The organism is Mycoplasmoides genitalium G37, assembly GCF_000027325.1.
Taxonomy (GTDB): Bacteria; Bacillota_I; Bacilli_A; order Mycoplasmatales; family Mycoplasmoidaceae; genus Mycoplasmoides; species Mycoplasmoides genitalium.
In genome coordinates this window covers 233,036-251,442 of the sequence record NC_000908.2, presented here as the reverse complement: position 1 = coordinate 251,442, position 18,407 = coordinate 233,036, and the positions used below count along the sequence as shown (strand labels likewise).

At 34.4% G+C, this 18,407-nt stretch carries 19 protein-coding genes and 1 tRNA gene; 6 read left to right on the top strand and 14 right to left on the bottom strand.

Annotated features, from left to right (window positions below):
* Position 1 precedes the first annotated feature (1 nt).
* The 3 genes from MG_RS01200 to MG_RS01190 are packed head-to-tail and all read right to left on the bottom strand — an operon-like array spanning position 2 to position 1,294.
* Positions 2–445 carry a DivIVA domain-containing protein gene (locus MG_RS01200; RefSeq protein WP_009885750.1) on the bottom strand — a complete coding sequence of 148 codons (444 nt, stop codon included), beginning with the start codon at positions 443–445 and terminating at the stop codon, positions 2–4.
* Position 446: 1 nt separating this feature from the next.
* Complete coding sequence (gene rpsU / locus MG_RS01195; protein ID WP_009885749.1) at positions 447–635, bottom strand: 30S ribosomal protein S21; 189 nt, start codon at positions 633–635, stop codon at positions 447–449.
* Entirely contained in the window at positions 635–1,294 is a 660-nt protein-coding gene (locus tag MG_RS01190) for a DUF5454 family protein (protein ID WP_009885748.1), read from the bottom strand. Before MG_RS01190 ends, rpsU begins: the two co-directional genes overlap by 1 nt.
* A gap of 200 nt (positions 1,295–1,494) precedes the next feature.
* On the opposite strand from MG_RS01190, the gene lspA reads away from it, so the two are divergent.
* The 3 genes from lspA to tsaB are packed head-to-tail and all read left to right on the top strand — an operon-like array spanning position 1,495 to position 3,540.
* Positions 1,495–2,040 (top strand): signal peptidase II, encoded by a 546-nt coding sequence (gene lspA, locus MG_RS01185; protein WP_009885747.1) that lies wholly within the window; start codon positions 1,495–1,497, stop codon positions 2,038–2,040.
* Positions 2,040–2,966: an RluA family pseudouridine synthase gene (locus MG_RS01180; RefSeq protein WP_009885746.1), complete on the top strand. Its 927-nt coding sequence runs from the start codon at positions 2,040–2,042 to the stop codon at positions 2,964–2,966. The genes lspA and MG_RS01180 overlap by 1 nt, the downstream gene beginning before the upstream one ends.
* Positions 2,950–3,540 (top strand): tRNA (adenosine(37)-N6)-threonylcarbamoyltransferase complex dimerization subunit type 1 TsaB, encoded by a 591-nt coding sequence (gene tsaB, locus MG_RS01175; protein ID WP_009885745.1) that lies wholly within the window; start codon positions 2,950–2,952, stop codon positions 3,538–3,540. The genes MG_RS01180 and tsaB overlap by 17 nt, the downstream gene beginning before the upstream one ends.
* On the opposite strand, the gene MG_RS01170 is transcribed toward tsaB, so the two are convergent.
* The gene (locus MG_RS01170) at positions 3,533–4,024 is read right to left on the bottom strand and encodes a metallophosphoesterase (protein ID WP_193328797.1); all 492 of its coding nucleotides are present in this window, start codon (positions 4,022–4,024) and stop codon (positions 3,533–3,535) included. The two genes, tsaB and MG_RS01170, sit on opposite strands and share 8 nt — an antisense overlap.
* Positions 4,017–5,810, bottom strand: a complete 1,794-nt coding sequence (gene uvrC / locus MG_RS01165) for an excinuclease ABC subunit UvrC (protein WP_010869373.1) — start codon at positions 5,808–5,810, stop codon at positions 4,017–4,019. The genes MG_RS01170 and uvrC overlap by 8 nt, the downstream gene beginning before the upstream one ends.
* A 35-nt stretch (positions 5,811–5,845) precedes the next feature.
* On the opposite strand from uvrC, the gene hrcA reads away from it, so the two are divergent.
* Positions 5,846–6,877, top strand: a complete 1,032-nt coding sequence (gene hrcA, locus MG_RS01160; RefSeq protein WP_009885743.1) for a heat-inducible transcriptional repressor HrcA — start codon at positions 5,846–5,848, stop codon at positions 6,875–6,877.
* On the opposite strand, the gene parC is transcribed toward hrcA, so the two are convergent.
* Complete coding sequence (gene parC, locus MG_RS01155; RefSeq protein ID WP_010869372.1) at positions 6,874–9,219, bottom strand: DNA topoisomerase IV subunit A; 2,346 nt, start codon at positions 9,217–9,219, stop codon at positions 6,874–6,876. The genes hrcA and parC overlap by 4 nt on opposite strands.
* Positions 9,219–11,120, bottom strand: a complete 1,902-nt coding sequence (gene parE / locus MG_RS01150; protein WP_010869371.1) for a DNA topoisomerase IV subunit B — start codon at positions 11,118–11,120, stop codon at positions 9,219–9,221. The genes parC and parE overlap by 1 nt, the downstream gene beginning before the upstream one ends.
* Positions 11,121–11,156: 36 nt before the next feature.
* Here parE and MG_RS01145 point away from each other — a divergent pair.
* Positions 11,157–11,230, top strand: a tRNA-Thr gene (locus MG_RS01145).
* A gap of 17 nt (positions 11,231–11,247) precedes the next feature.
* Here MG_RS01145 and MG_RS01140 read toward each other — a convergent pair.
* From MG_RS01140 to MG_RS02890, 3 genes are read right to left on the bottom strand one after another with little or no spacing between them, the layout of a single operon-like run.
* On the bottom strand, positions 11,248–11,616 hold the full coding sequence (locus MG_RS01140) for an MPN121 family protein (RefSeq protein WP_010869370.1): 369 nt from the start codon (positions 11,614–11,616) through the stop codon (positions 11,248–11,250).
* Between the two features lie 9 nt (positions 11,617–11,625).
* Positions 11,626–12,279: a nucleotide exchange factor GrpE gene (locus MG_RS01135; RefSeq protein ID WP_009885741.1), complete on the bottom strand. Its 654-nt coding sequence runs from the start codon at positions 12,277–12,279 to the stop codon at positions 11,626–11,628.
* An 11-nt stretch (positions 12,280–12,290) separates the two neighbouring features.
* Positions 12,291–14,096, bottom strand: coding sequence for a DnaJ domain-containing protein (locus tag MG_RS02890; RefSeq protein WP_010869369.1), 1,806 nt, complete (start codon positions 14,094–14,096; stop codon positions 12,291–12,293).
* A gap of 46 nt (positions 14,097–14,142) precedes the next feature.
* Between MG_RS02890 and MG_RS01125 the strand changes: the two genes are divergently transcribed.
* A complete protein-coding gene (locus MG_RS01125; RefSeq protein WP_009885740.1) occupies positions 14,143–14,850 on the top strand; it encodes a ribonuclease HIII in 708 nt (235 codons plus the stop codon).
* Here the strand turns inward: MG_RS01125 and rplT are convergent.
* The 4 genes from rplT to pheT are packed head-to-tail and all read right to left on the bottom strand — an operon-like array spanning position 14,822 to position 18,405.
* A complete protein-coding gene (gene rplT / locus MG_RS01120; protein ID WP_009885739.1) occupies positions 14,822–15,196 on the bottom strand; it encodes a 50S ribosomal protein L20 in 375 nt (124 codons plus the stop codon). The two genes, MG_RS01125 and rplT, sit on opposite strands and share 29 nt — an antisense overlap.
* A 2-nt stretch (positions 15,197–15,198) precedes the next feature.
* Positions 15,199–15,378: a 50S ribosomal protein L35 gene (gene rpmI / locus MG_RS01115; RefSeq protein ID WP_009885738.1), complete on the bottom strand. Its 180-nt coding sequence runs from the start codon at positions 15,376–15,378 to the stop codon at positions 15,199–15,201.
* A gap of 2 nt (positions 15,379–15,380) precedes the next feature.
* A complete protein-coding gene (gene infC, locus MG_RS01110; RefSeq protein ID WP_009885737.1) occupies positions 15,381–15,926 on the bottom strand; it encodes a translation initiation factor IF-3 in 546 nt (181 codons plus the stop codon).
* Between the two features lie 58 nt (positions 15,927–15,984).
* On the bottom strand, positions 15,985–18,405 hold the full coding sequence (pheT, locus tag MG_RS01105; protein ID WP_009885736.1) for a phenylalanine--tRNA ligase subunit beta: 2,421 nt from the start codon (positions 18,403–18,405) through the stop codon (positions 15,985–15,987).
* Positions 18,406–18,407: the final 2 nt, after the last annotated feature.

The following is an 18,407-nucleotide window of genomic DNA, read 5'->3' as shown; positions in this document are numbered from 1 at the left end:
TTTAAAAAAACTCATCTTCAAAGTTACTAATGTCCTCCCCATCAGTTCAGTGTTTAATGACCTTTTTTAACAGTTTTTCAATCCTTTCTAGTTTTTCAGTGTAACGATCAGGTAGTTTTTCAAGTTTATCCTCCAACTCCTGAACCCGGTTAATTAACACCTTGTTTGCATAACCATTTTCATAAAAGGTGTTTAAATCAGCTTCTAATTTAGCACAACGACTTAAAATCTGATCACGATCTGAAAACAACTTGTCATAAGCATTTTTCAATTCTTGTTCGTTGTTTTTCATCTCCTCATAGTGGATTAAAGTCTTGGTTAGTTGATCTAAGAATGCATCAACTTCATTAGCATCATACCCACCTTTATCATCTTTAGCAAAATTAAAGCGGTGGTTTGCCAACAATTCACTAGTAATAAGTTTCTGGGGGTTTTTATTATCCATCTTAATGGCTAGCTAAACTGCGAAACTTCCTGCGCTTTTTCTGTGCTATCTTTTGTTTTTCTCTTAACCGCATCCCTTTGCGCAAGTGGTATTCATGGCGTTGTGCTAACCTGCGTACTTCCAGTGATATCCTTTTAAACTTTTTTAAAGCTAGCTCTAAATCATCATTTTTAACTTCAATCTTAGGCACTAATTATCACCTCACTTCTCACCACTAAACTCCATTAGATCCTTATCAAGATCACTACTGTTTAAGGGCATAGTTTTAGTTAGCTGCGCTGTTGTTTTACTAGTAGTTGCAGCAAACTCAAGCTTATCGTTGTTGGTCTCTGTTTTTAGATAAAGCTTTTTAATAACTTCAGTAAGATCTAAGATCTCCTGACGTGAATGGTCATATAACTGCTTATGATAAGCACCTTTTTCAAAGGGTAAACCAACTAAGATCATCAACCATTCTTGTTTTGTATAACCTTCTTTCTTAGCATTTTTTCAAGAACGCTTCAGGAGTTTGCGCTGGGTTTTGTTATCTGAAAACAACGAACCAATTAAATAGTTAGTTCGTAAAGCATCAAGTTGGACTAGCTGGTAAATTAACTGTTCTGAGAACTGTTGTTTTTTAATCTTGTTAGTCAGTTCACTGTAAACATCACTCTTAGCTTTGCTCTGTCAGCTTAGAAAGCTCTTTTCACACTCAGGGCCATACTTCTTAATGAACTTGATGATGTCAAAATCAGGATAGCTGTTTAAACAGTTGTTCAGGTATGTAACCCAATCAAAATCTGTTTCAAAATAAAAACGGTAATCTTCTAGAAAGATCTGTCAGTCTGATTTGTTTTTTGTTTTCCCCAAAGCCTGATATCTATATACTAAATAGTGCCATTAATTCTAACTTTTAATTTTTTACAAGTAGCTATTAGTAAAGAAAACTACCAGAAATTAAACTAGGATTACACTTAAAAAAGTTAGTTTAAAAACTAGTAAAAAAGTGTTAATACTCCTTAATAATTTTTGTTAGTTAATTAGTGAATTTTAACTGAATATACAAGTAGATGAAATTAAGAAAAACCAAGTTTTTTTCACAACTTAAACACCAGGTTTTAACTGCAAACCAAAAACCATTTTTATTCTATAAACTGACAATGATTGGGTTTGTTGGCTTTATTATCTTACTGCAAGTTTTCATATTAAGAAATGCGTTAAATGGTGAGATGGATAACACCATGGTAGCAAATAGTGGTTTTATTAATATCTATGTGATTAGAAACAAAGGGGTAGGGTTTAGCTTATTACAAAACCAAACTGGCTTAGTTTACTTTCTCCAGGGATTATTATCAGTAATTGCGTTAGTTTTTCTTGTTTTTATGGTGAAATATAGTTACATCTTTTGAATTACAACTTTAGCATTTGGTTCACTTGGAAACTTCTTTGATCGTTTAACTTCAGCTAATGATTCAGTGTTAGATTACTTTATCTTTCAGAATGGTAGTTCAGTATTTAACTTTGCTGATTGTTGTATTACCTTTGGTTTTATAGGTTTATTCTTTTGTTTTTTAATCCAGATGTTCAAAGAGTTTAAACATTCCAAAAACCAGTAATGAAACAGTGTTTTGTTGTTACAACTACCAAACGCTTAGATAGTCTTTTAGCTAGCTTACTGAACCTTTCAAGAGTAAAGGTAGTGAAGCTGATCATGAATGGACAGATTAAAGTTAATGAAAAACTAACTTTTAAAAACAGTTTAATAGTTGCAAAAGATGATGTAATTAAAGTTGAGATTCATGATGAGACAACTAGTGATTTCATTACTAGTGTTGAACCTTATAACTTAAAGCTTGAGGTTCTTTTTGAAGACAAGGATTTGATGGTTATTAACAAACCATCAGGTTTGTTAACCCATCCCACCACTTTCAATGAAAAAGCCAGCTTGTTAGCTGCTTGTATCTTTCACAACAACAAAAACCCTGTTTACTTAGTGCACAGATTGGACCGTGATACTAGTGGGGCAATTGTTGTCTGTAAAAACCAAGCAAGCTTATTAAATTTGCAAAATCAACTGCAAAATCGCACCTTAAAACGTTATTATGTAGCACTAGTCCACTTCCCTTTTAATGCCTTAACTGGTTCAATTAATGCACCTTTAGCAAGGGTTAATAACAACAAGGTAATGTTTAAAATAGCCCAAACTGCTAAAGCAAAGCAAGCAATAACTAAGTTTAAAGTGATTAATCAGAATGAAAAAGCAGCACTAATTAGCTTGGAATTGTTAACAGGTAGAACCCACCAAATTAGAGTGCATCTGAAATTTATCCAACATCCAGTTTATAATGATCCACTGTATGGAATTAAAAGTGAAAAGAAAGATAGCTATGGTCAGTTTCTCCATGCAAACAGGATCTGTTTTATCCATCCCACTTTAAACAAACCTATGGACTTTCACGCCCCACTTGAACCTAAGTTTTCAACGAAACTTAAGAGTTTAAACTTATCTTTAACCGATCCACTCCATGTTCTTTTTAAGTAAGTATAAGCTGTTTTTAGACTGTGCTTATAAAACCCTTAACATCATTATTTTAGAGATGAAAACCAATGCAGTGGTTGATGAGTTGTCCATTGGTGTTGAACAGAACTTAACTGAACTTGCTGTTTATTATCTGGAGACAATGTTAACAAAAAACAAGTTGAAAAAAAGCAGTATTAAACAGTTTTATGTCACAATTGGCCCTGGTAGTTTCACCGGTCAGAGGATAGCAACTATCATTGCTAAAAGCTGGTGTTTATTGTATCCCAGTTGTGAACTTTATGCTTTAAATTCACTCCGCTTTCAAATCCCATATGAACATGGGATTAGCAAGATTAGTTGTGGTAATGATCAGAACTATTGTGGACTATACAGCCAAACTACTAGTGAAATAAAGCTAATTAGTAAAGCTGATTTTGTGAAGTTATGTAAGGCAAACAATGAACTTCCTATGTATGAAAACTTTGAAAACATTGAGAGTTATAGCAAGCTGTTATTAAGCAACATCGATCACTTTGAAAGAATCGAAGATCCTCTAACCTTACAACCTATCTATCTAAAAGATCCTGTTAACTAACTTTTGAAGCTTGGTAATAGTGGATAGTTAGATCAGTTAGCTCGTCTTTATTGACAATAAAGGTACAGTATGAAGGGGTGTTGGTTTGGTTTCTTGGTAGTTGTAGAGAACCAGGGTTGATTAACTGGATCATATTAATTTTGTTGGTATATTCAATGTGACTATGACCAAAGATTAAAACATCACAAGGGTATTGTTGTGCTTTTAAAACTAATAATTGGTACCACTTTTTCAGGTTATCTCTTGGTGCTTGGTGACCATGCATTAACACAAAGTTAATTTGCCCTAACTGGAAAATTTCAATTTCATTGCCAATTGAATCGTTGTTACCTGCCACTCAAAAAGTAGCATTTTGATCCATGAATTGTTTAGTGGTCATGTGATCTCCTGCATGGATAATCACATCAGGGTTATGGTAGTTTTTCAGTTCAATCCACCTCTGGTTTTGACCATGGGTATCAGCAATTACCAAAACCTTAATCAGTTTGTTTTGCAAAGTAAGTTTTAATCTTTTGTGCTAATGGTTTTTTAATAAACTGGCTTAACTCATTAACTGAAGCTAATTTTATGTTATTGAGCGTTTGAAAGTTATCAAAGAGAATTTGGGCAGTTATCTTGCCAACTCCTGGGATTTGTAGCAACGGGTTTTGCAGTTGGTGGTTACTTAACTTATTAAAAGCACTTCTTTTAGCAAAACCATCAACTTCAGTTTGGATTGTTGCTAAATAGTGAAAGAGTGGGGAGTTAATTGCTATCTTTTTAACTTGGAAATCAGATAACATAATGTGATCAGTTTGGTGGTTTTTGTTTTTAACTAGTCCAATGATAATGGGTGGTTTAACATTACTGAAGAGACTAAAAACTTGCTTAACACTTTTAATTTGTGCTTTACCACCATCAATAATTAAAAGATCACTAAAAGGGAGGTTAGCTTTGGTTTGCATCGCACTTAAGATCCTTCTGTAAACAAGTAAAGCAATGTGGTTAGTATCACCTTTTTTTAAACTGTTAATGTTGTATCTTCTTGATAAGTGTTTGATCTTTTTACCATCTTCAAACCTTAACATGCAACCAACAACATGGTTTTGATCATAGAATGACACATCAATAATCTCAAGACTATGGATATAATCAGTATTTAGAAGTTGTGCTAAATCCTTGTGGAGCTGGGTTTTATCATAGTTACTAGTAAACTTCAACCACTTGGTTGCAAGTGCATGTTTGGCATTATCAATAACAGTTTGTAAGATCAGTTTTTCATTACCATTCTTGGGCTTAAAAACACCAATTTTTAAGCTATCACTAATAAGTTTTAGGTTAGTTTCATCAAGTGAAACAGTAATCTTACTTGGAAGTGGGGTAGTTTTATAGTGGTGGTAGATAAAGGTGATAATAGCACTTTCAACTTCCACAATGTCAGTTTGCTCTAGGGTAAACACTGCTTGTTCTTTATCAGTTAACTCCCCTTTTTCATAACAAAAAATGGTAATGGCCAAAACGTTATTTTGAAAGACATACCCAATAAAATCATGGCTTGATTTTTGTTTAATGATAGTGGTATGGTGGGTTTTTGTTAACTCTAAAACTGCTTTTTGCAGTGTTAGAAACTGCTGGGCCTTTTCAAATTCCTGATTATCACTTGCCTTTTTTTCTGCAGCTTTTAAATAGTTAATTACCACACTAGGGTCATTAAAAAACTGTTCAATGTTACTAATTACCTGTTGGTATTTTTCCTTAGTATCAGTTTGCATACATTGCCCCATACATAAACCCATCTGAAAATAAAAGCACGGGTGGTTTTTTTGGTGAGGTGCACACTTTCTTAAAGGAAAGAGTTTTAAAAGTAGGTCATGGATCTCACGTAACTTAAACTTACTTGAAGCAAACGGTCCAAAGCACTTAGTGGTTTTAATCTGGTATTTTCTGGCTAATTCCAAGGTAGGTTTTTTGGCTTTAGTGATATAAAAATAAAGATAACCATTGTTTTGTTTTAAAACTAAGTTAAAGCGGGGTTGATATTGATTAATGAGCTTTGCTTCCAGATTTAAAGCATCATTTTCATCTTTGAGAATGAAAAAATCAACATCACTAATTTGGCTTGATAATAGCTGGGTTTTATAAGGATTATTCTTTTGAAAATACTGGTGGACCCTGTTGAAAATATTACTAGCTTTACCAACATATAAAACTTTACCGTTACTATCTTTTCACAAATAACACCCCGGTTTTTTAGGTGCAGTTTTTAACTTTTGTTTTAGATTAGTGGTCAAGCTGGTTATTGTTAAAAGATAAAATTAGATAACTAATGAAGAATTTAACGCCACGGCAAGCCCAAATTCTCAAAGCAATTATCAATGAATACATTGCTTATGCTATCCCTGTTGGCAGTAAATTACTAACCAAAAAATATTTTAAAAACCTCTCTGGGGGAACATTACGAAATGAGATGGCAGCTTTAGAGAAAAAAGGGTTCTTAAAGAAAAACCACATCTCTTCAGGCCGTGTTCCTTCCCAAATTGGTTATCAGTATTATGTCAAAGTGTTAAATGTTAGTAACACCACTAACGATCTGAAAACCCGCTTAAGAAGTGTTATTCTCCAGCAACACAAAACGATTGATGAGGTGATTGAACTTGGGGTTAAGTTTATCAATGAGATCATTAACCTACCAGTAGTGTTAACTAACTTTAGTAGTGATGAAGTTTTAAAAAAGATTGATCTGATCATCCTTGATAAGTCATTTGCCTTATTTTTATTGGTCTCCGCTAGTGGTAAAGTCTTTAAAAAAACCATTAGCTATGCTAACCAAAGGCAGTTTGAAGACATTGTTATTTGTGTAAGGATCTTTAATGATCGCATCATTGATACCCGCTTTTCAGAGATTAACAACCAACTAGAAGTTTTAAAAGAGATCATTAGAACCAAGGTTCATGAGTATCAGTATGTAATTGATGAGATCTTATTTAAGTTATTTGATTTAGATCAAATTGAGGCAAATAAAAAGATCTATGGGATCCAATACCTTGCTAAACAACCCGAGTTTGCTAACCAAGAGAAACTCACTAAAATCTTAAATCTGCTTGAAGATACTAGTGTTTGACAACAGATGGCATTCATAAACCAAACCAACCAAAAGACCAACATTGTCTTTGGTGATCAATTGGGTTTTAAAGAGATATCAGTTGCTTCTACTTTAATCAATACCACCAGTGAAGCCAAGCACCAACTTGCTATAGTAGGACCAACCAGAATGGACTACCAAAAGATTAAAGCCTTATTAACTACTCTAAAAGAAGAGATAGAAAAATATGATAAAAAGATCCACAACCAAACCTAATTAAGTTTGTTAAACCTGGTTTGACTAATTGCAGTTTTACTCATCTGGTTCAGTTCACTAGTTGTAATTAATTTACTACCGTTCTTACCCTGAAAATTAATTAACTGGGTGTTAGTTGCATCACTAAAACAATAGTTAATTGCTTTCTTAACAGGCAGTTTTTTTGCAGTTGCCATCCTGCTAACTACAACTAGTTCAGTTTGTTTTAAGTTAATGACACTACCATCACTACATATCATCACTAACGGTTCATTAGCTTCAAAAGCAACAACAAACTTAATTTGATCCTCTAGTTTTAACTTCATCCCCTTCACTCCCATCCCCTTACTACTAATTAATGGGATCTCATTGGTGTGAAAAACAGTGTAATAGTTGTGATCAGACACTAAACAGATCAGTTTATCATCTTGTTGTAAAAATGCACTTACTAAATGGTCTTTATCACGGAGTGAGATACACAAAGTAGCTTTAAGTGGCTTAATGTTAAGTTTGGTTAAATCAATCCGTTTAACCATTCCTAGTTTGGAAGTTAAAACAAGGATTGGTTGGTTTACACTGTTCATTGTTCCAACAAAAACAATCGTTTCATACTCCAAAAGGATTGGTTTTTTACTAACTAAACTTGCTAGTTTATTTTTGGAATTGAAAGCTAATTTATAAACAGGGATATTAATAATGTTACCTAGTGAAGTGACAATAAAAATTTGGTCGGTATTAGCAATAGTTTGTGCAAAGATAATTGTGTCACTCTCACTTTTAAAATCAGTGGTGCTTTTTAATAGTTGGTTAGATTCAAACTTATGGTAGTTACCAGCTTTAGTGATTAAAACCCCATAAGTTTTGTTTTCAATTAGCTCACTTTCCTCCACCTTTTTTTGGTTAATAAAGCCACATATTTGTGACCTTCGTTGCTGGTGAAACTGCTTTTTATAACCTTCAAACTGTTTTTTTAGGAGTTTGTTTCTTGCTTTTTCACTAGCAATTAGTTGCTCTGAACTAATCACAGTTTTTTCAAGTTCATTTTGTTCTTGGTTAAGTTCAAAAATATCAGTGTTAGTTAGTTGGTAAAGTCGCAAACTAACAATTGCCTCTGCTTGGTTAAAAGTAAATTTAAAGTTATCAATTAACTTTTCTCTTGCATCACTTTTGTCAACTGCTGATCTAATTAATTTGATGATTTTATCAATGATACTAATCGCTTTAATTAGTCCTAAAATAATTTCCAAGCGCTTGCTTGCAAGCTCAAGTTCATACTTAGCTTTATTAATAATTAGTTCATGACAAAACTTTAAAAAATGATCGAGGTAACTTAGTAAACCAATTTGGATGGGAAAGCGGTTAGCAATCACGGTGTTATTAAGGTTAAAGTTCACTTGGAGTTGGGTGTGTTTAAACAAAAAGGCCATGATCTTCTCAGCAGGCAAAAAGTCCTTGTGTTTAATAATGATCCTAATGCCGTTGCGATCTGAACTATCAATGACACTTTCAATAGCAGATAGTTTATTGTCAAAGATAATCTCTTCAATTTGTTTGACAATGTTAGCTTTCAGTGTTTCATAAGGGATTTGGGTAATTTCAATCTGGTTTAAGTTCTTGTTAACTTCATACTTAGCTTGGATAATAAATTTACCTTTGCCTGCTTGATAAATATCACTTAAACTCTTTTCAAAATAAACATTACCCCCTGTTGGAAAATCAGGACCTTTAACAATTTTTAAAATTTGTTTAAGTTCACAATTAGGTTGGTCTATTCGCAAGCAAAGACTATCTAATAGTTCATTAGTGTTATGGGGAGCAATATTAGTTGCATATCCAGCAGCTATCCCACTCGCACCATTGATAAAGAGGTTAGGCAGTAAGGTTGGTAAAACCGTTGGTTCTTTTTCACTATCATCAAAGTTATTGATAAAACTAACTAACTTTTTATCAATGTCTTTTAATAGTTCAAATCCATACAAGCTTAAGCGGGTTTCTGTGTAACGCATTGCTGCAGCATTATCCCCATCCACTGAACCATTGTTACCATGGATAGAAACAGTTGTTCAGTTGTTCTTTCAGCTTTGGGACATTCTGATAATTGCATCATAAATGGAACTATCACCATGGGGGTGGTATTTCCCCATGATCTCCCCAACAGCACGGGCTGATTTTTTATAGGGAGTGGTGGGTTTTAAGCCCATTTGAAACATCCCATATAAGATCCGTCTTTGTACTGGTTTTAACCCATCTCTTAGATCAGGTAAAGCTCTATCTTGGATGATGTATTTAGCATACTTACTAAAGCTAACTGCAAAGACTTCTTCAATTGCCTTTTGAAAGAGGTTGTTGTTTTTTTGATCCATTAGTTTTCCACACTAAAGTTAATGTTGGCTTCAATCCAGTGTTTGCGCAAATCACTCTTTTCACCCATAAAGATGTTGATTTGCTTTTCAGCGTTAATTAGATCATCAAGCTTTACTTGCACTAGCTTTCTGGTAGTTGGATTCATAGTAGTATCTCACAACTGATCAGCATTCATCTCTCCAAGTCCTTTGTATCGTTGTAAAGTGAAGTTATTAAGCTTTAGTTTGACTGATTCCAACTCCAAATCACTCCAGAGGTATTTAACTGTTTTTCTATCTTTGGTTTCCAGTTTATATAAAGGAGGAAGAGCTAGATAGACATGGCCCAGTTCAATTAAGGGTTGCATGTACCTATAAAAGAAGGTAAGTAAGAGGATTTGGATGTGTGCGCCATCATTATCTGCATCAGTCATAATGATGATCTTTCCGTACTTTAAGTCCTTGATGTTGAAGTTAGTTAAAATCCCTGTACCAATACAAAAGATTAAAGTGAGGATCTCTTCGTTAGTGATCGCTTCCTTCTTATTGTTAATTTTTTCAACATTTAACACCTTGCCGCGCAAAGGTAAGATAGCTTGAAAAATTCTATCACGGCCCATTTTAGCAGTGCCACCAGCACTATCACCTTCAACAATAAACAACTCTTTTTCACTGGTTTTTTTGGTTTGACAAGGTGCTAACTTCCCAAATAAGATCTTCTCTTTTTGGGGACTTGATAAACTTTTTTTCAACTCACGTTGTTGTTTGATTTGCTCTTTAATCTTTCTAGCATTGAGTAGTTTATCAATGATCAATTTAGCATCATTGTTGTTTCTTTCCAGAAACTGGAAATAGTGTTGTTGGACCAATTCATAAACAACGTTTTTCACTTCCTTTGAAAACAACTTACTCTTAGTTTGTCCTTCAAAAGCGATGTTTTTTTCAGGTAAGTTAACTTTGATAATAGCATTCAACCCTTGTCTGATCTCACTAAGTTGAAAGTTTTTATCTTTTTCTTTTAGTAAGTTGTACTTTCTGCAATAGCTGTTGATCACATCACTAATGGCAAGACAAAACCCATTTTCATGACTCCCTCCTTCAAAGGTTTTAATCGAGTTAGCAAATGATAAGATTGTCTCTTGATCTGATTGGTTAAACTGGAAAACCACTTCCACTTCAATCCCATCCTTCTCACCTTTAATCAGTGTTTTTTGGCCAAGTGTTTCTACAGTATTATTAATTTCATCAAGGAACTGAACTAGTCCTGAGGTACTAAAAAAAACAGTGGTTTTATTAGTTTTTTGATCAGTAAAAGTGAGCTTTAGTTTAGCAAACAGAAAGCTTAGCTCTTTTAACCTGCTTTTAATAATGTTGCTATCAAATTGAGCCTTTTTAAAGACCTTAGGGTCAGCATGGAAACTAACAGTGGTACCATGGCTAGTTGTATCACCAATCTTTTTGGCTTTTTGGATGATCTTACCCCCAGCTTGATAAACTGATTGGTAGATCTGACCATTTCTTTTCACTGTTACTTCTAAATGATCACTTAAGGCATTGACCACTGATGCACCAACCCCATGTAATCCCCCTGCTAGTTTGTATGACTGATCATCAAACTTCCCCCCTGCATGGAGAAAGGTGAAAACTGTATCGATCGTAGAGATGTTACTGTCTTGGTGGATCTCATAGGGAATACCCCTGCCATCATCACTAACAGTAATGGTGTTGTTGAGATCTAAAGTAACAGTAATATTGGTTGCATAACCAGCTAAAACTTCATCAACACTGTTAGCAAGAATTTCCCATAGCATGTGGTGCAGACCCTTACTATCAGTAGAACCAATGTACATCCCCGGACGCTTTTTAACTGCATCCAAACCCTTTAAGATCTTGATGTTAGTTGCACTGTAGTTACTTTTCATCTAAAGTTTGAATTTAAAATTGAAATTAGCTTTGCTGCCGAATTGGTTTAGGGGCAAAACAGATCCATGGTAAGGATCAGAGAACAGTTCGACTCTGTTATTCGGCACCACTTAAAGTTTTATATAACTATGATTTTGATGACGAGTTATTATCGTCATCATTTTTTTTGCCATCTTTATTGGGGTTACTAAACCCATTCCTTGAGGTTTTCAACAGTTCTGAGAGAAAACCCTTGAGGTTATCATCAACCCCACTAAGGTTACCTATCTTCTCAAGTTCTTGCTGCAATGAAGCTACATCAAAACCACTCTTAGCTAAACTACTAATCTTATTGGAAGTAGCTACATAGTTAGATAAGATTAACTCCACAAACTGTTCAACAGTGGTTGAAAAGGGTAATTGGGTCCCTTTAAGTAGTTCCAATGCCTTTTGTAACTCTTCATAGTGGTCTTCACTTATCGCAATTTGGATTGTTCTTCTTTTTTGTTCACTCATAAGTTGTTATTATGATTTTTTATTACCTTTGCTGACAAATACTGATGCAAAGCGGATCACTTTGTCATAGAGTTTATAGCCAGATTTTGAGACTCTTACTACCTTGTTTTTAGCAAGGTTAGAATCAACTAGTTCCAATGCAGACATAATCTTTTCATCAAATTCCATCCCTGGTTCAATCTTAATCTTGGTAACCCCATTTGCTTCCAATCACCTTGAAAAAGCATCAAGTACCATGGTAAAACCAGTGGTATAGTTTTTTACTTGAGGGTCTTTTTGGGCATATGAAAGCGCGATTTCAAACTGATCGATGATGTTTAAGGGTTGGTCAAGGGTTTTGGCAATCGCATATTTCTTGGCTTGTTCTAACTCCTTTTTATTTTTAAGATTCAACTCATCTAGTTTGGCTTGGATCTGGTTTTGTGCTTCGCGTTGCATCCTTTCAAACTTTAAAGCAAACTCTTCGTTAGCTTTTTGGAGTAGTGGGATCTTTTGTTGTAGTTCATTGAAGTTGTTGAGTTGTTGTTTGAACTTTTTGTCAAGTTCACTAACAAAAGCTAACAGTTCCTTTTCAATCATACTAACCTTAGCTTTATTGTTCTTGACAACTAAGGTTCTAATGGCGTTTAAAAGCTCTTTAATTGTTTGTGATTTTTCACACATATTAACAAATTCTAACTAATGGGTTCTTGGGAGAGGTATTGATAGCTTTGTTGATCAAGTGGCTTTTTGGGGATAACTAGGTTATTTTTAAAGTACTTTAAGCTCTTGATGTTGTCTTGCAACAGTTCATATTCAGCTTGTAAAAGTTCTAAGAACTGTTGAACTTGGGGGTTAGTGGTGAGTTTCTTTTTAGGGACACTACTGTAATAGAGATGGACAAAAAGATCGCCCTTGCGCTTGGTTTTAGCAATGCCTAGTTTTTCAAACTTCATAATGGCATTGATGTCTATCTCCCCATCTACCTTAACTTGGAAGTTAGTGTAGGGCCCAAACACATCGATAATCCCGCCGTTGTAAGCAACTAAAGGGTCAATGATGCAAGCAGAGTGCAAGCCATCCTCATTGACTTGAAAAAAGGGGCTTTTAATCTTTTCAAAAACAATCTTTAAATCCCCACAGCCCTTGCCATGGTCATTACCAAAGCCTTTAAAAATGGCACTAACAGTCTCTTTTGGGGTTTGGAGGAGTTGGATCTCTAGTGTAATCGTTTCACTAGTTGTTTTGTTTGTCAACCCATCAAAGACTTGACGGGTGTATTTTACCTCCTTAGGTTGTTGGTTAATGAAAAGGATTTCAGGGACCTTTTCAAAGTAAACAAGGTTAACGTTGTTCTCATCAAAACTGGTTTTACTTTCCTCAACAACTTCAGGTTGGGTGATGAAGGGGAGTTGTTTTTTTAAAAAGAGTTTTTTAAAGAGTTGTTCTGCTTGTTTTTTGATCTTTTTGCACTGTTCTAATAACAATGGGTTGGTACCATCAATCGTTTGCAATTCACCATCGGTTTTAGCTAAATTAGGGGTTGCTTGACTGTTGAGATAATCAACAACTTGTTCATAGGTAGTGAGGTTAATGTTGTCAAACAAAAGATCATCCTTAGTAGCTTTAGTTGGGATAGTAAAGAGGTTGAGATCTAACAACAGGGGTTGAACTTGAACTGGGGTTGGGATTGGTTCAGGAATTGGAGTTGGTTCAGGTTGAGCTTCTTCAAAACTAGCTTCTGGGGCAACTGGTTCTGGAGTTGGAGTTGATTCAAAACTAGCTTCTGGTTCAGCATTAATTTCAGGTTGAGCTTCTTCAAAACTAGCTTCAGGGGCAACTGGGGTTGGTTCAGGTTCAACTGATACCTCACTGGTTTCAGAATCAACTGGTTCGTTTCAAACCCATTTGCCCTGTTCATCAAAGTAACCCTTTCAACTCCAATCCCCTGTTTCATCAAAATACCCATACCTAGTATCACCAACCAATGCTTCCCAATCACTAGCAGTAACCTCTCCAGGGACCTTAGAACGTAATTCATCTGGGTCTTTGTTTTGGTTTTGGTTTTGTTGCACCTTTTTAATGGTTTGCTCAACAACGTGATCTAAGTTAATTTCAGGTTGTTCTTGCTTAGGTTTTTTGGAGAACCAGTGGTAACGTTTCTTTTTTTCTTTTTGTTCAGGATTGGTTTGGTTGTTAAAAACCCCTGATTTTGCTATCTCTTCAAAAAAGGATTGAAAAACATCTGCTTGGAAGTTAAAAGCAGGTTCACCATCAACCCCATCAAAACCATACTTATCATAGTTAGCTCTTTTTTTGGGGTTTGATAAAACATCATTTGCTTCATTAATTTCAGCAAAAATCTTAGCAGCATCAGGCGCGTTGTTACGATCAGGATGGTACTTTTTAGCCAGCTTACGAAAGGCTTTTTTAATCTCTGATTGATCAGCATCAGGGGTTATTCCTAACACTTCATAATAATCACGTTTCTGTTCAGCCATTAAGAATCAATCAGAGTAAGTATAATTTTATTAATTAACTAGATAGTTGCAACATTACAAACCAGCTGATTTTTATTTAATTGGCAGTGATGAATCTGGCAAGGGTGATAGTTTTGGTGGGATTTGTGTTAGTGCTGTTTTAATTGAAAAAAAACAGCTTATTAATCTTGAAAATTTACAAGTAACTGATTCAAAAAAACTCAGTGATCACACTGTCAAACTGTTAGCTAAATCGATCCAAACAACAGTAATGGATCACCATACAATTACATTAGATCCCAAGCAGTATAATGATTTGACAAAATCACTGAAAAATACCAATTTACTTTTGACCAATTTACACTGTCAGCTTTACCAAAAGTTACTGGAAAAAAATCAGTTATTAAGACAAACAGTAACAATTAGCATTGACCAGTTTGCCAATCAAGAGTTATTTGTTAACTATCTAAATAAGCTAACTAATTTCACTGATAAAACAGTGTTATTACCTGATCAGTTTCTAATTAATGGTGAAACTAAGTCACTGGTGATTGCAGCTGCATCTATCTTAGCAAGAGATAGCTTTATTAATCAGCTGCAATTACTCAACCAAAAGGTAAACTATGATTTACCCAAAGGCAGTAGTCATGGCATTGAACAAGCGTTGTTATTTCTTAACCAACAACGCGGTTTTAGTCAAATTGAACAGTTTAAACAGGTGGCAAAACTTAACTTTAAAAACGTTACTAAGTTTTTGCAACAGTTGGTTTATTAGTTGGTTTTTTGATGGTATTGATAATCAGATTTAACTTATTAGGTTCTTTAATTGCTAGTTCAGAAAGTACCTTTCTGTTAATGACTATCTTGGCTTTTTTCAATTCATTGATAAACACTGAATAAGTCATCCCTTGTGCACGCAGTGCAGCATTTAACCTTAAGATCCACAACGAACGAAACTCACGTTTTTTCTGTCTCCTATCACGGTAAGCATACTTGCTTGCTTGGATAACAGTTTGTTTAGCTGCCTTAAAAGAAGCTTTTCTTGTCCCAAAGCTACCACTAGCTTGTTTTAACCATTTTTTTCTTCTAATCCTGGTTGTATTTGTTCCCTTAACACGCATAACTAAATTAAAATACCAATTCTTTTCAATTCACTGTTGCTCACAGTAGCTTGCTTGCGCAAATGGCGCTTTTGTTTGGTTGATTTGTGGGGCGCGAGGTGGGAAGTATAAGCGTGTTTGCGCTTAATTTGTCCTGATTTGGTGAGTTTAAAGCGTTTTACTGCAGCACTTTTGGTTTTCATAACTATCTTTTTAAAGGTACTAATAGAGCAGCGTACATCGTTTTGGAAGAAGCGGTTAAAGGTTTTTGGATCTCAACTACATCTTTAACTAACTGGTAAAAGTCATCAAACACCTTTTCAATTAACTCTATCCTGGTGCTAACCCTGCCAAAGGCACGGACTATAAACTTGACATGATGACCTTTTTCTATCCAATTCTTACTCTGTTTTGCTCTAAATTCTAAATCATGTTTAGCAATCGTTGGTTTGACAACAACTTCTTTGGTTTGGATGATTGTTTGGTTTTTCTTGGCTTGTCTTTTCTTACGCTTTAAATCATAGGTATATCTGCCAAAGTCCAACAACTTAACGATCGGTTTGGTTGGGTTTGGAGCAATTAGAACTAGATCTAACTGTTTTTCTTGTGCTAACTTTAAAGCGTTTTCCATCTTAACTATCCCTAAATTAGTACTGTTTTCATCAATTAAAGTGAACTGATTGAAAGCAATCTGTTCATTAACGAGTGGTTTTTGTTCTTTTTTAGAAGGGTGTTTTGCGTTTTGTGCCAATTGTATTAAGTTTTACTAACAAAATAGTTGGTAACTATCTTGATAGTAATAAGTAATTCTAAATATCTAATTTAATTTTTAGTTTTTCACACTGGAGTTTTAAGTTATTAGTGATAAGTTCAATTGTTTGGTTAGTTAGTGGTTTGTTAGCATCATTTTTCAGAAAATAACGAACGGTGTACTTAGTGATCAGTTGGTTGTTTTGCATAGTTTCAAAGACACTAATTAACTTTCAACTTTCAATGCCAGTTATCCTTTTGATCATGTTAGCAAACTGATCAAAGTGACTAGCAGGGTTGGTAAAACTAAAGGTAAGATCCTTGCAAACAGGTTGTAGTTTACTGTAACCAAGGTAGTTTTTTTCAATCCTGTTTAGAGAAGAGAGCATCCTATCTAAGTTGATTTCAAGACAATAAATGGGTTTATTGTTCAGATCATAGTTATTTAACAATGATTCTTTAATTAGCCCAATAAAACCGATCTGTTCGTTAAAAACTACTATTTTTAAACTTTGATTATTAACAAAATAGTCACTATCATCAAGTGGTTCAAAGTCACAACTAAACCCTAAGTTAGCAACAATGAGTTTTGCTAATCCCTTCATAGTAAAAACATCATTGCTTATCCCTTGCATAGGATTGAAACTAGAAGTAAACAGTTTTTCAACTCATAATACTGCCAGGTGCAGTTCACTATTGTTTTGGGTTTTAATAAAGGAAAACTCAAAGATGTTCACCAGTTCATTCTTATAGTTGTTATTGGTTTTTAGCACTTTTAACAGTGAATCAATTAAGCTAACACGCATTACAGAATGGTTTTGGGACACTGGGTTTTTAATGGTGATGAAATTTTCTAAGTTAAACAAATTAAAAGTTTTTGCACTTTTTTGATCAGTTAACTGGTAGGTAATAACGTTGTGAAAACCAAGTGTTTGTAGCTTTTTTCTTAGTTTTGTTAAAGCATTAAAAGTGTTAAAGTAACTGGACTTTTCAAAGTTAAAACTACTAGTGATCCCAATTGGTTTTAACTTATTGATATCAATTAACTTCACAATCTCTTCACTAATGTCTTGTCAGGTATTAATGTCTTGTCTGTAACTGGGGATTTTGAGAAGTTGGTTGTCAACTTTAAACCCTAGTTGACTGAGGCTTTTTTTAATGGTTTGATCAGTTAGTTCCTTTTTTTCAATGCCAATTAGTTGGCGTATCTTATGGAAATTCACTGTGAGCTTTTTACTAAATGGTTCAACTTTAAGCGAACTTGAAAAGTGGCTAATTTTGCCAATGTTATCAGTGGTTAGTAAACTGTTTTGTAAGTAGTTTAAACAGTTATCAGTAGCTAATAAGCTAATCGGTTTAACCATAAACTTACTGGCAAAGTTATTGATCAAAAAGCGCTTGGCAGTTTGTTTAATGGTTTCACTGTTACAGTTAACAACTTCAAAAAAGATGTTAGTTGTTGTAGGTTGGACCATTGTGCGCTTTGAACCAATGATCCCTACCAGTGCAATAATGCCCTTCTCATCACAAACAACAATATCCCCTGGTTCAATCTCATATTGCTTGTCATCAAGTCCAACAAAAGTTTCATTATGGGTTGCTTGTTTAAGTTCAATGTTACCAACAATTCTATCTGCATCATGACAATGGATTGGCTGAGCGGTGAACACTGTTACTAAGTTAGCTTTATCAACATAATAGTTAACTGGTTTGATCATTTGGTTAATTAACAGTCCTTTAACTGTTCAAGGTGAACTATGTTGGTTAATTTGTCTTAAGAACAAACCGCCAAAATAATTCGCTTTTAACTTGTTTTTTAAATTTAGGGGAAACTTAAAAAAGTCATGGTTAACAACACTACTTTTTTGTTTTAAAAAGGTTTTGGTTTTCAAAAGTACCCCAAGTTCTTTTGCTAAAAAGATTAAGCTATGAAGATCTGCTCTGTTAGTTGGGGTTTTAACATCAAAGATCACATCATCCAAACTTAAAAACGAGAGGTATTGGTTTCAGTCATGATCATTGCTAACATGATCAATGATAATCGCATCAGCAACTTCTGTTTTTTCAATGATCTGTCTACTGAAGGGGTTAATGTCAATATAGCTACATAAAATCCCTTCTGAAATGATCCCTTTAATATTTTGGGTTTTAACAATTAACCCGTTGAGTAACTCAGTTCCTTTTTTTGCAACAATGACAAACTTGTTGATATTATCAGGATTGTTAATGTTATTAGCATTGGAAACAACATTAATAAACTTGTTTTTATCAATTTGTAATTCACAGATAAAAAGCTTGTTGTCATGGGGATGGGGTTGGATTGATACAACCTTTGCAAGTTGGAGGTAATCAGGGCTGTTAAACTGCTTAATTGATTCCACTTCAATCCCCATTTGTTCTAACTTTTGGGCAATTTGATCATTAGAAAAACTAAAGATGTCAGGGATTAAAACGCCAAGTGTTTTTTTTGATATCAACATAT